Source organism: Streptomyces sp. CC228A (genome assembly GCF_021390935.1).
In the GTDB taxonomy this organism is placed as follows: domain Bacteria; phylum Actinomycetota; class Actinomycetes; order Streptomycetales; family Streptomycetaceae; genus Streptomyces.
The window spans coordinates 479,283-491,530 of record NZ_JAJPUI010000006.1 but is presented as its reverse complement, the minus strand read 5'-3'; the positions used below and the strand labels follow the sequence as shown (position 1 = coordinate 491,530).

The following is a 12,248-nucleotide window of genomic DNA, read 5'->3' as shown; positions in this document are numbered from 1 at the left end:
GGGGCGTCGGGCCGAAGACCGCGCAGGTGGTGCGGGAGGCCCTGGCCGGCGAGGTGCCCGGCTATCTGCGGCGGCTGGAGGACGAGGTGGCCCGGGAGGAGCCGGGGGGTGCGGGGGCGGCGCTCCGGGAGGCGCTGCGCGGTGACTGCCACACGCACTCCGACTGGTCGGACGGGGGCAGTCCGATCGAGGAGATGGGGCGCACGGCGGCGGCGCTGGGCCATGCGTGGGTGGCGCTGACCGACCACTCGCCGCGGCTGACGGTGGCGCGGGGCCTGTCGGCCGAGCGGCTGCGGGAGCAGCTGGACGTGGTGGCGGAGCTGAACGAGCGGTGGGCGCCCTTCCGGATGCTGACCGGGATCGAGGTCGACATCCTGCCCGACGGGTCGCTGGACCAGGAGCCCGAGCTGCTGGAGCGGCTGGACGTGGTGGTGGCCTCCGTGCACTCCAAGCTGCGGATGGACGCCCCGGCGATGACGCGGCGCATGGTGCGCGCGGTGCGCAGTCCGCTGGTGGACGTGCTGGGGCACTGCACGGGGCGGCTGGTGACGGGCGGCCGGGGGCGCCGCCCCGAGTCGGAGTTCGACGCGGACCGGGTCTTCGCGGCGTGTGCGGAGTCCGGGACGGCGGTGGAGGTCAACAGCCGCCCGGAGCGGCTGGACCCGCCGCGCCGCCTGCTGCGGCGCGCGGTGGCGGCGGGGACGCTGTTCGCGATCGACACGGACGCGCACGCGCCGGGCCAGCTGGATTGGCAGGTGCTGGGCTGTGCGCGGGCCGAGGAGTGCGGGGTGCCCGCGGAGCGGGTCGTCACGGCGTGGCCGGCCGAGCGGCTGCTGGCGTGGACGCGGACGGGGACGGTGCCCGAGGGCGTGTGACGCCCGGGCGCCGGGCCCGGTGGAGCCGTATCACGGGGGACGTACCGAGGGGATCGGTTTTGCGTTCCACGGGCCCTGGCAGTGACCTCGTGGTATCCGCGCGATGCCCGGCAGGGCACGCTGCCCGTGCCCTGCACTGCCGGTTCTGGCATGAGGCGCGGATAACGACCCCCGTAATACCGGCGTCGCGGACGCTCGACGGCCGCGACGGGCCTGGTCCCGCAGTCGCGTGACCTCCGGCCTCTCCCTCCAGCATGCAGCAGCCGCGGGCCGGTTTTCCTCTGACAGTTTTTCAGTGGAAAAGACAGGCCGGTCAGTTCTCGGCCGGCGGGCCGTCCGCGGCGGCGTGGTGGCGCTCCGGGGACAGCGCCCACTGGTACGCGAGGGCGGCGAGGGTGCCGGCGCCCCAGCGGGCCCGCAGCCGTCCGAGCTCCGTGGTGAGCGTGCGCAGTCCGATGTTGAGGCGGCGGGCGGTGATGCGCTGGTCGACGCCCGCGGCGGTGTCGATGAGGATCTCCCGCTGACGGGGGGTCAGCCGGTCGCCGTCGGCGGGCAGGGCCTTGCGCGGGTCGCCGTACCAGACGTCGGCGCGCCGCCACGCGTCCTCGAAGGACTCCGCGATGTAGGCGACCAGCGCCCGGTCGGTGACGTGCCAGGCGGTCTGCGACGGGGCGGCGCCGACGACGTGGTCGGCGATGAACGCCTGGCGGCGGTCCACGACCACGCACCGCTGGAAGGGCGCGGCGAGGGTGCGCAGCCGGGCGCCCGCCGCCGACAGGGCGGCGGCCCGGTCGCGTGCGGCGGCGTCGTCGCGGGCGCTGTCGCCGTACAGGGCCCGCAGGGCGACGCCGCGGGCGAGCGCGGCGCGGCTGCGGGCGTCGGTGTCGGCCCGGCCGCGGGCGCCGTGCGGGTCGGCGGCGAGCACCTCGCCCTCCGCCCGGTCGACGGCCTCGCAGACGCGTGCGGCGACCTGCTCGCCGTCGGCCAGGAACTCGCTGCTGGAGCCGGACCGCCACCGGGCGCGGGCGAAGTGCAGGCCGAGCTCGTCGCTGAGGGCGGGGATGGCGGCGATCTGCGCGGCCCGGCCCGCCATGTCGCGCAGCTCCTCGTCGATGCGGCGCCTGCCCGCCTCCTGCGGGTCGAGGGCAATGGGCCGCTCGGGGTGGTCGGGGTCGACGACGACGAGCCGCCAGGCGACCAGTTCGCGCAGGTCGGCGGTGTCCTCGGGACGGACGGGCTCGTCGCGGGTGATGCGGGCGTAAAGCCGCCTGGCGGTGGGGGACAGCTCTGCCGCCACGCGCGCCGGGTGGTCCGTTTCCGTCATGTATGCCCCTGTTGACGACTGCGTGTGTACGCCGTGCGCACGCACGCACCCCGGGGGCGCTTGATCGCCGGCGCACGACGCGCCAGCGTACCGGTGCGGCCGTGTGCGGCTGCCGCCCCGGCGGGCGGCGCCGGGGGCCGGCGGCGAGGCACGTCACGCCACAGGTGAGAGAGATCGTCATGGACAAGGTCGCTCTGCGCTTCCTGCTCAGGGAGCGACGGGCGCTGATCGCGCCGGAGGACCACGGGCTGTCCCGGCCCACCCGGCAGGGCCGGCGGGCCCCCGGGCTGTCGCAGGCGCAGGTCGACCAGCTCCTGCACCGCGCCCCCGACACGTACGGGCGGCTGGAGTCGGGCCGGTACCCGAACCCGCCGCTGGACCTGCTGGAGGACGTGGCGCGGCTCCTCGGCATGAACGAGCACGACTGGGTGGCCCTGTGGCGGTACGCGCTGGGGCAGGACCCGCCGTACCCGCTGCACCCGCGGTCCGGCGAGGTGGTGTCCGGGGCGTGGCAGGAGGTGCTGGACGGCGTCTCGCACATGGCGTACATCAGCGACCGCTCGTGGAACCTGCTCGCCCACAACGAGCCGTTCGCCGCGCTCTTCCCGGGGCGGCGCGTCCCGGAGAACACGATGCGGTGGATGGCGGTGGCCCCGCAGGCCCGGGTGATGCTGCCGCGGTGGGAGACGGCCTGGGCGCCGCTGGTGCTGCCGCAGCTGCGGGCGGCGCGGGCCGCGGACCCGGGCGACCCCGTCCTGGCGGGCATCGAGCGGGAGGTGCTGGCCGACCCGGCGGCCGCGCGGATCTACGGGTCGGCCGGCGCGTACCTGCGGCCCGTCGAGGGCGAGCGGCCGGTGCACCACGCGGAGCGGGGCCCCGGCTGGGTGTCCGTGTGCGCCGCGCAACCGATGGCGGCGCCCCGCGCCCGGCTGATCGTGCTGCCGTTCCGGCCGGGCGAGGAGCCCGCCGGCCGCCGCGCCCGGCCCCTGCGGGCCCGGACCTGCGGCGGCCAGCGCCAGGGCCCCGACCAGCGGCCCGACCAGGAGCGCCGGCGGCCGGCTCCCCGCCCCCGGCGGCCATAGCGGCGGCCCCGGCGGGTACCCGGCCGGCATGGACGACGACGGGCGCTTTCTGCGCGCACCCAGCCGCTTCACCGACCGCATCACCGCCGACGGCCGCGACGGCTGGCCCGTGGAGGCCGGGCGCTACCGGCTGGTGGCCAGCCGCGCCTGCCCGTGGGCGAGCCGCTCGCTGGTGGTGCGGCGGCTGCTGGGCCTTGAGGGGGCGCTGTCGCTCGCGGTGGCGGACCCCGTGCAGGACGAGCGGAGCTGGCGGTTCGCCCTGGACCCCGGCGGACGGGACCCGGTGCTGGGCATCCGGTTCCTGTACGAGGCGTACGAGGCGCGGGAGCCGGGGCAGCCGGACGGGGTGAGCGTGCCGGCGGTGGTGGACGTGCCGAGCGGGCGGCTGGTCACCAACGACTACCAGCGGATCACGCTCGACCTGGAGACCGAGTGGACCGCGCTGCACCGGCCCGGCGCGCCCGAACTCTATCCGGAGCACCTGCGCGACGAGATGGACGCGCTGATGGACGACGTCTTCCGGGACGTCAACAACGGGGTGTACGAAGCGGGTTTCGCCGGTACGCAGGAGGCGTACGACGAGGCGTACGGGCGGCTGTTCGCGCGGCTCGACCAGCTGTCGGAGCGCCTGGCGCGGCGGCGCTACCTGATGGGCGACACCCTGACGGAGGCCGACGTGCGGCTGTTCACCACCCTGGTGCGCTTCGACGCCGTCTACCACGGCCACTTCAAGTGCAACCGGAACAAGCTGGCCGAGGACCCGGTGCTGTGGGCGTACGCGCGCGACCTGTTCCAGACCCCGGGGTTCGGGGACACCGCGGACTTCGACCACATCAAGCGGCACTACTACGTGGTGCACGAGCACCTCAACCCGCGGCGGATCGTGCCCCGCGGCCCGGACCTGCGGGGCTGGCGTGCCCCGCACCACCGGGAGGAGCTGGGCGGCCGGCCGTTCGGGGACGGCACGCCGCCGCCCCCGCCGCCGGAGGACGAGGTGATCGTCCCGCTGTGACAGCGGCGGGGCGGTGCCGGCGGCGGCCCGTCCGGCTGTGGCGGCGGGACTCCCAGCCAGCGGCGGCGGCACGCCCAGGCTGAGGCGGCGGCCCGCCGCAACGGCGGCTGACTGCGGCGGGGGGCGCCGCGCGTGGTCAGTCCGCGCGCCAGACCGTCGTGGCGTTGCAGAACTCGCGGATGCCGTGCCCCGACAGCTCGCGCCCGTACCCTGACCGCTTCACGCCGCCGAACGGCAGCGCCGGGTGCGAGGCCGTCATGCCGTTGACGTAGACCCCGCCGGCCTCCAGGTCGCGGACGCAGCGCTCGACGTCCGCGTCGTCCCGCGTCCACACGTTGGAGCTGAGTCCGAACGGGGAGTCGTTGGCGACGGCGACCGCCTCGTCCAGGCTGCCGACCCGGTAGACGACGGCGACCGGCCCGAACGCCTCCTCGCGGTGGATGCGGGCGGAGGGGTCGACGCCGGTGAGGACGGTCGGCTCGAAGAACCAGCCGCCGGCCAGCGGGCCCGGCAGGCCGCGCGGCCTGCCGCCGCCGCAGCGGACCTCGGCGCCCCTGCGGACGGCGTCGTCGACGAGTTCCTCCACGTCCGCCCGGCCCGCCTCGGTGGCGAGCGGGCCGACGTCGGTGGTCCCGTCCGCGGGCTCGCCGACGGTGAGGGCCGCCATGCCCGCGGTGAAGCGGTCGGTGAAGTCGTCGTAGACGTCGGTGTGGACGATGAACCGCTTGGCGGCGATGCAGGACTGGCCGTTGTTCTGGACACGGGCGGTGACGGCGGTCGCGGCGGCCGCGGCGATGTCGGCGGACGGCAGGACGAGGAAGGGGTCGCTGCCGCCGAGCTCCAGGACCGTCTTCTTGATCTCGTCACCGGCGACCGCGGCGACCGCGCGTCCCGCACCCTCGCTGCCGGTGAGGGTGGCGGCGGCGACCCGGGGGTCGCGCAGCACGCCCTCCACGTCCCCCGAGCCGATCAGCAGGGTCTGGAAGACGCCCTCCGGGTAGCCGGCGCGCAGCAGCAGGTCCTCCAGCCACAGGGCGGTCTGCGGCACGTTCGACGCGTGCTTGAGCAGTCCGGTGTTCCCGGCCATGAGGGCGGGCGCCGCGAACCGCACGACCTGCCACAGCGGGAAGTTCCACGGCATGACCGCGAGGACCGGGCCGAGGGGCCGGTAGTGGACGCGGGCGGCGGCGGCGCCGGCGTCGTGCACGTCGGCCGCGGCCGGGCGCTCGTCGGCGAGCAGGGCCTCGGCCCGGTCGGCGTACCAGCGCATTGCCTTGACGCATTTGGCCGCTTCCGCGCGGGCGGCGGTGAGGGTCTTGCCCATCTCCGTGGTGACGGTCGCGGCGATGTCCGGCAGCTCCTGCTCCAGCAGGTCCGCGGCGCGCCGGAGCAGGGCGGACCGCTCGGCGAAGGAGGTGGTGCGGTAGCGCCGGAAGGCGGTGCGGGCGGCCTCCAGCCGCCGTTCGACCTCCGCGGGGTCGTGGGGCGGGAACGTCCTGAGGGTCTCGCCGGTCGCCGGGTTCACCGTCGCGATGGGCATGGTCGGCCTCCTCGGGCCTGTCGGGGGCGGTGTTCCGTTCGTGTTCCCCGTTTCCCGCCACCGCAGGGACGTACACGGCTGAAACGGCGCATAACGGTACGCGAAGATAGGATTTCCTCATGGGAGAGCGGCCGGTTGCACCCACCGCACCCGAGCTGGTGCTCGATGTCGCCGGGGAGCCCACCGCGATCCGCCCGAGCCGGGCCTATCGCGTCGGGCGCGACCCCGCCGGCGACATCGTGCTCGCCGACGCCCGGGTCTCGTGGCACCACGCGGTGCTGCGGCCGGAGCGGGGCCGGTGGACGGTACGGGACGAGGGCAGCACCAACGGGACGTACGTGAACGGACGGCGCGTCACGGTGGAGGCCGTGGACGCCGGTACGGTGCTCCGCTTCGGGCACCCGGAGGACGGCCCGGGCGGGGTGCTGTCGCCCCCGGCCACGGCGCCCCCGACCGGTGAGCCGTCACCACCCACCGGGGAGCCGTCGCCCCCGTCCGGTGAGCCGTCACCACCCACCGGGGAGCCGTCGCCCCCGACCGGTGAGCCGTCACCACCCACCGGGGAGCCGTCGTCCGCGGCCGCGGCGCGGGCCGCCGCCGGAGGCGCGCCGGACGAGGTGCGGCCCGGGTCGCTGCCCGGGGCCACCGGCGCGTTCCGGCGGCCCACGTCGGTGCGGCCGCTGCCGGGCGGCACCGTGCGCATCGGCCGCGACCCGGGGAACGACGTGGTCGTCGACGACCTCGTGGTGTCGCGGCGCCATGCGGAGCTGCGGCTCCGGCCGGACGGCACGCACTGGATCCACGACCTGGGCAGTCACAACGGCACCTTCCTCAACGGCCGCCGCGTGGGCACCGCGCGGGTCACGGCCGAGGACGTCGTCGGCATCGGCCACTGCGCGTACGTCCTCGTCGGCGGGCGACTGGTCGAGTACACCGACACCGGTGAGGTCTCCCTCGACGTGCAGGGCCTGTCCGTCACCGTGGGCGGGGCCCGTGACGGGACCCGCAGGACCCTGCTCGACGGGGTCTCCTTCCCCGTCGGCGAGAAGCAGCTGCTGGCCGTGGTGGGGCCGAGCGGCGCGGGCAAGTCGACGCTGCTGAACGCCCTCACCGGGCTGCGGCCCGCCGACCGGGGCACGGTCCTGTACGACGGGCGCGACCTGTACCGCGAGTACGCCGAGCTGCGCCAGCGCATCGGACTGGTCCCGCAGGACGACATCCTGCACCTCCAGCTGACCGTGCGGCGCGCCCTCGGGTACGCGGCCGAACTGCGCTTCCCGCAGGACACGGCCCGCGCGGAGCGGGAGGCGCGGGTCGCCGAGGTGCTGCGCGAGCTGGGTCTGGAGCAGCGGGCGGACCAGCCGGTGCACAGCCTGTCGGGCGGACAGCGCAAGCGGGTCAGTGTGGCCCTGGAGCTGCTGACGAAGCCGTCGCTGCTGTTCCTCGACGAGCCGACGTCCGGGCTGGACCCGGGCATGGACCGGTCGGTGATGCACATGCTGCGCGGCCTCGCCGACGACGGGCGCACCATCATCGTCGTCACGCACAGTGTGCTCAGCCTGGACGTGTGCGACCGGCTGCTGGTGCTGGCGCCCGGCGGGCGGATCGCCTACTACGGGCCGCCGGGCGAGGCGCTGGGGTTCTTCGGGTTCGCCCAGTGGCCGGAGGCGTTCGAGGCGTTCGAGACCGACCGGGCCCGCGACTGGGCCGGCCGCTTCCGCGACTCGGCGTTCCGGCAGCGGTACGTCGAGCCGGCGCCGCCGCACCGCGAGCCGCCGCCGGGAGCCGGCACGGCCGCACCGCCCGCACCGCCCCCCAAGGCGCAGAGCTGGGGCTCCCAGCTGCGGACGCTGGTGCGCCGGTACGCGGCGGCGCTCAGCGCGGACCGCACCTTCCTGGCGATCATGGTGGCGCTGCCCTTCGTGATGGGCGCGATGGCGCGGGCCCTCTCCGAAGGCCGGCTCGGCCCGGAGTCCTCGCTGAACGTGCTGCTCATCCTGTGCGTCGGCGGTGTGCTGACGGGCGCGGCGAACGCGGTCCGCGAGCTGGTGAAGGAGCGCACGATCTACCGCAGGGAACGGGCGGTGGGCCTGTCCCGGTCCGCCTACCTGATGTCGAAGGTGGTGGTGCTGGGCCTGGTCACCGTGGTGCAGGCGGTGGTGCTGACGCTCGTCGCCCTCGTGGGCGTGCCGCTGGGGGCGCCGGACGGGCAGGGCATGCTGCTGCCGCCGCTGGTGGAGCTGGTCGTGGCGGTGGCGGCGCTGTCCTTCACCGCCATGACGCTGGGGCTGCTGGTGTCGGCCCTGGTGCGCAAGGAGGAGGTCACCATGCCGCTGCTGGTCCTCCTGGCGATCGTGCAGGTCGTGTTCTGCGGGGCGCTGCTGGAGGTGCGCGGGACGCCGGTGCTGGAGCAGCTCGCGTGGCTGGTGCCGTCCCGCTGGGCGTTCGCCGCGATGGCGTCGACCGTGGACCTGGGAGCCACGGTCCCCGGCCCGAAGGCGGACGATCCGCTGTTCGCGCACTCGGTCGGGACGTGGCTGCTCGACATGGGGGTGCTGCTGGCGCTCGCCGTCGTGTTCCTGTTCGCGGTGGCGCGGCTGCTGCGCCGCCACGAGCCGGTGATCATGCGCAGGTAGCGACCTGGAGAGGAGCCGCCCCATGGCCTCCCCCACCGATCCGGTGAACCCGGCCGCGCCCGAGGCGGTCGCGTGGCCCGGGCAGTCCTGGGCTCTCGACGGGACGGACCCGGCGGTCCCCGACTTCCGGCCCACGCACGTCGTACCGCGCGCCGGTCTGCCCGCGTGGGAGACGCCGGGAGCGGAGCTGCCGACGGTGCCGCTCGACCCGTTCCTGCCGGTCCGGCTCGACGAGCGGCGGGGCGACTGGGGCCGCGTCGTGTGCTCCAACGGCTGGGCGGCCTGGGTGGACGCGCGGCTGCTGGTGTCCGTGCCGGCCGACCCGCCCGCCGCCGCTCAGCCGGGGGCGCGGACGGCGGATCCGCGCCGGCTGCTGGGCCGGGCGGAGGAGGCGGTGGCGCGCTACCGGGAGGCCGTGGAGGCGCTGGCGGGGGCGGAACGGACCGCGAGGGGTTCCGCGGCCGCACGGCCGGGCTGCGGGTGGGCGTGGTCGTCGAGGGCGAGTCGCTGTGGCTGTACGACGCGGAGCACGAGCGCTGGCTGTACTGCGACGGCGCCCAACTGGCCGCGTACGCGGCCACGGCCGCCCTCCCTCGCGCAGCCCGTGCCGGCCGGTGCGGGCGAGCATGGGGATGTGGCCGAGCGCGACGGGACCGGCACGGACCAGGCGGCCGGGGAAGCCGCGGAGGCAGACGGGGCGGGGCAGGCGGGGGACGCCGACCGGTCCGGCGCTTCGGCCGCTGCCGCCGGGAACGCCGACGCGGCCGGGTCCCCCGGGGACACCGGGCTGTCCGGTCAGGCCGACCGGGCCGGTACGGGCGAGGACGCCACCCGGACCGAGGGCGCCCCGCCCGACACGGCCGGCACGGCCGACCACGGCGACGGCAACGGCAACGGCAACGGCGCTGAGACGTCCGCAGGCGACGGTCAGACCGAGAGGGCTCACGAGGCTGCGGACGCCGGAGGGCCCGGAGAGGCCGGAGACTGCGCAGAGGCCGGAGACGCCGGAGATGCCCGAGAGGCCCGAGAGGCCGGCTGGGGCCGGCGTGGCGGCGCCGACGAGGACGACGGGCGCTCCGGGCCCGCCCGGGAGAGCGGCGCGCCCGCGCAGCAGCAGGCAGCCGGCCATGAGCCGACCCGGGTCGTGGACGTGGCCGGGACCGCGGCCACCCCCCAGGAGCCCACCCGGATGATGGAACCGCCGACCGAGCACCACACCGACGACCCCGCCGGCACCCAGGACGAGGACACCGCAGGGGCCGGCAGCGTCACCCGAGGCCAGGAGCCGACGCGGGTGCTGGAGGCGCCGGACGAGGACCGGGGGGAGGGCGTGCGGTGAGCGGGGAGCCCGCGGACCGCGCGGACGTGCTGCCGGCGGGCCGGCCGTCCGGGCTCGTCGGGAAACGCATCGCGTCGTACCGCGTGGAGGCCGAGATCGGGCGCGGCGGCATGGCGGTTGTCTACCGGGCCCGCGACCTCAGGCTGGACCGGACCGTGGCACTGAAGCTGCTCGCGCCCGAGCTGGCCCGCAACGACACCTTCCGCAAGCGCTTCGTCCGCGAGTCGCGGGTGGCCGCGGCGATCGACCACCCTAACATCGTGCCGGTGTTCGAGGCCGACGAGACGGAGGGCGTGCTGTTCATCGCCATGCGGTACGTACCGGGCCAGGACCTGCGGGCGCTGCTGGACCGCGAGGGCCCCCTGCCGCCCCCGACCGCGGTGCGGCTCACCGCGCAGGTGGCGTCGGCGCTCGACGCGGCGCACCGCCACGACCTGGTGCACCGGGACGTCAAGCCGGGCAACATCCTCGTCGCGGAGGGCACCGACAGCGACCACCCGGAGCACGTGTACCTGACGGACTTCGGGCTGACGAAGAAGTCGCAGTCGCTGACCGGTCTCACTCGCGTGGGGCAGTTCGTCGGGACGCTGGACTACGTGGCGCCGGAGCAGATCTCCGGGCGCCCGGTGGACGGCCGGTGCGACGTGTACAGCCTGGGCTGCGTGGTGTACGAGATGCTGACGGGCGCTCCGCCGTTCCGGCGGGACGACGACCTGGCGCTGCTGTGGGCGCACCAGTACGACCCTCCGCCGCCGCTGGGCGCGGTCCGTCCGGGCCTGCCGCCGGGGCTGGACGGGGTGCTGGCGAGGGCGCTGGCGAAAGCGCCGGAGGACCGGTACGGGTCGTGCCGGGAGTTCGTGTCGGCGCTGCGGGCGGCGGCGTCCCCCGCGGCCGCCCCGGTGTCCCCCGCACCGCCCGGGCCCGCTGCCGCGGGCGGCCCCTACGTGCCGTCGGGGCCGCCGCCTTCGCCGCCGCGCTGGGCGCTGCCGGTGTTCCGGTACGCCTCTCCCGGACCGGGCTGAGTCCGGGTCACGTCGCCTCGTCTGCGGACCGGGGAGGCGAGGAGCCCGCCGAGGAGCCCGGCGGCGAGTCCCCACAGGAGGGCCAGGCCGACCGCCGTCCACAGGTGGGGGCGCAGGACGGCCTCCCCGCCGAGCGCGTCGATCTCGAAGATGCCCAGCAGGGAGAGGCCGAGGCTGGCGCGCAGCCGGGTCAGCGGGGCGATGGCGAGCATCGTGAGCGCGAAGGCGACGCCGAAGTGGAGGGCCTGCTGCCACAGGCGGGTGCGGGCGGGTGAGCGGACCGCCATGAGGAAGGCGGCGGCGAGGAGCAGCACGGCCGCCGCGGGGACCAGCCACCAGGCCCGGCCGTCGTACTCGGCCAGCGCCCGCACGTCGAGGGTGGTGATCTCCTCGCCGCGCAGCACCTGGTCGAGGACGTGCGGCATGGGCAGGCCGAACGGCCCTTCCACCTTGCCCTCCCAGGAGGCGAACACCCCGAGCCCGAGGGCCATCCACACGAGGTTCGGCAGGCCGAGCAGCAGCACGGCGAACGTGTCGGCGGTGTGGCCCTTCGTCGCGGCGACCACCAGCCCGGTCACCAGCCCCACGGCGACGTACGCGAGGAGCAGGACCAGCATGGCGAAGGCGGCGGGCCTGACGGGTTCCTGGTAGCGGACCAGGCGGGTGGGCAGGGGCGCCTTGCGGGACACGAGAAGCGCCATGGCGAGGACGCCGAGGACCCACAGCAGGCCGTAGAGGAGGGTGCTGCCGAGGCGGGCCTGGAAGCCGAGTTCGGGCGAGGCGTCCAGCACGTCGCCGAGCAGGTCGCTGATGACGCCGGCGGGGCTGTCCTGCGGCACGATGTCGGTGAAGGTGTGGCGCGCGAGGGAGGCGGCGAGGGCGAGCCCGGCCAGCCACAGGACGACCGTACGCCCCGCCCTGCCGAGGAGTTCGCGCCCGGAGGCGACGGCCCGGTGGCGCAGCGGCCGCAGGAAGCCCGCGCCGAGGACCAGGGCGCCGGTGAGGCTGACCGACAGCGGCATGGCGACGAGTTCCGCTTCCGCCCCGGCGAGCCGCCCGCGCCGCCGGACAGGTCGACGTCGCCGCCCGCCGCCATGACGACGACGGCGGCGACGACCCGGGGAACGCCCCGCCGGGCAGGTCGGTGGCGCCCGCCGCCCACAGTCCGAGGGCGGCGGCCACCGCCATGGCGGCCAGGGCGGCCAGTACCGCGGCCAGCGCGTCGCGCCAGTCGTGGAGGGCGTGCCGCAGGCTGTCCTGGGACGGGCCGCGCTCGGCGGCTTCGCGACTGCTCACGTCGCCCACGCTAGGCACGGTCCGCGGCGCTCGGCTTGCGGACGGCGCCCGGACGGGGCACACAATGGCGCGAAACGGAAGAAAGGGATGAACGTGACGTCCGATCCCGGCTCCGGCCGCCC

At 76.0% G+C, this 12,248-nt stretch carries 9 protein-coding genes; 6 read left to right on the top strand and 3 right to left on the bottom strand.

Annotated elements, in window-relative coordinates; all coding sequences use genetic code 11:
• The coding region (locus L6E17_RS20085; protein ID WP_236242109.1) for a PHP domain-containing protein at positions 1 to 875 on the top strand (875 nt) is incomplete at its 5' end.
• Between the two features lie 313 nt (positions 876 to 1,188).
• Here the strand turns inward: L6E17_RS20085 and L6E17_RS20080 are convergent.
• Complete coding sequence (locus tag L6E17_RS20080; RefSeq protein ID WP_236242108.1) at positions 1,189 to 2,199, bottom strand: hypothetical protein; 1,011 nt, start codon at positions 2,197 to 2,199, stop codon at positions 1,189 to 1,191.
• 179 nt (positions 2,200 to 2,378) lie between these two features.
• On the opposite strand from L6E17_RS20080, the gene L6E17_RS20075 reads away from it, so the two are divergent.
• Positions 2,379 to 3,281, top strand: coding sequence for a helix-turn-helix domain-containing protein (locus L6E17_RS20075; RefSeq protein WP_236242107.1), 903 nt, complete (start codon positions 2,379 to 2,381; stop codon positions 3,279 to 3,281).
• A gap of 28 nt (positions 3,282 to 3,309) precedes the next feature.
• Positions 3,310 to 4,293: a glutathione S-transferase family protein gene (locus tag L6E17_RS20070; RefSeq protein ID WP_236242106.1), complete on the top strand. Its 984-nt coding sequence runs from the start codon at positions 3,310 to 3,312 to the stop codon at positions 4,291 to 4,293.
• 136 nt (positions 4,294 to 4,429) lie between these two features.
• Here the strand turns inward: L6E17_RS20070 and L6E17_RS20065 are convergent, their stop codons facing one another.
• Positions 4,430 to 5,833 (bottom strand): NADP-dependent succinic semialdehyde dehydrogenase, encoded by a 1,404-nt coding sequence (locus tag L6E17_RS20065; protein WP_236242105.1) that lies wholly within the window; start codon positions 5,831 to 5,833, stop codon positions 4,430 to 4,432.
• 119 nt (positions 5,834 to 5,952) lie between these two features.
• Between L6E17_RS20065 and L6E17_RS20060 the strand changes: the two genes are divergently transcribed.
• Genes L6E17_RS20060 through L6E17_RS20045 form a run of 3 tightly spaced genes read left to right on the top strand, consistent with a single transcriptional unit; the run spans position 5,953 to position 10,830 of the window.
• Complete coding sequence (locus tag L6E17_RS20060; RefSeq protein ID WP_236242104.1) at positions 5,953 to 8,469, top strand: FHA domain-containing protein; 2,517 nt, start codon at positions 5,953 to 5,955, stop codon at positions 8,467 to 8,469.
• A 22-nt stretch (positions 8,470 to 8,491) separates the two neighbouring features.
• The gene (locus tag L6E17_RS31545) at positions 8,492 to 9,808 is read left to right on the top strand and encodes a hypothetical protein (RefSeq protein WP_374109097.1); all 1,317 of its coding nucleotides are present in this window, start codon (positions 8,492 to 8,494) and stop codon (positions 9,806 to 9,808) included.
• On the top strand, positions 9,805 to 10,830 hold the full coding sequence (locus L6E17_RS20045) for a serine/threonine-protein kinase (RefSeq protein ID WP_236242102.1): 1,026 nt from the start codon (positions 9,805 to 9,807) through the stop codon (positions 10,828 to 10,830). The genes L6E17_RS31545 and L6E17_RS20045 overlap by 4 nt, the downstream gene beginning before the upstream one ends.
• Here the strand turns inward: L6E17_RS20045 and L6E17_RS20040 are convergent.
• On the bottom strand, positions 10,749 to 11,852 hold the full coding sequence (locus L6E17_RS20040) for a streptophobe family protein (RefSeq protein ID WP_308315910.1): 1,104 nt from the start codon (positions 11,850 to 11,852) through the stop codon (positions 10,749 to 10,751). The two genes, L6E17_RS20045 and L6E17_RS20040, sit on opposite strands and share 82 nt — an antisense overlap.
• Between the last annotated feature and the right edge of the window lie 396 nt (positions 11,853 to 12,248).

Coding starts and splice junctions, on each gene's coding strand:
- L6E17_RS20080 (WP_236242108.1), bottom strand. CDS start 2,199: ATGACGGAAACGGACCACCCGGCGCGCGTGGCGGCAGAGCTGTCCCCC.
- L6E17_RS20075 (WP_236242107.1), top strand. CDS start 2,379: ATGGACAAGGTCGCTCTGCGCTTCCTGCTCAGGGAGCGACGGGCGCTG.
- L6E17_RS20070 (WP_236242106.1), top strand. CDS start 3,310: ATGGACGACGACGGGCGCTTTCTGCGCGCACCCAGCCGCTTCACCGAC.
- L6E17_RS20065 (WP_236242105.1), bottom strand. CDS start 5,833: ATGCCCATCGCGACGGTGAACCCGGCGACCGGCGAGACCCTCAGGACG.
- L6E17_RS20060 (WP_236242104.1), top strand. CDS start 5,953: ATGGGAGAGCGGCCGGTTGCACCCACCGCACCCGAGCTGGTGCTCGAT.
- L6E17_RS31545 (WP_374109097.1), top strand. CDS start 8,492: ATGGCCTCCCCCACCGATCCGGTGAACCCGGCCGCGCCCGAGGCGGTC.
- L6E17_RS20040 (WP_308315910.1), bottom strand. CDS start 11,852: ATGCCGCTGTCGGTCAGCCTCACCGGCGCCCTGGTCCTCGGCGCGGGC.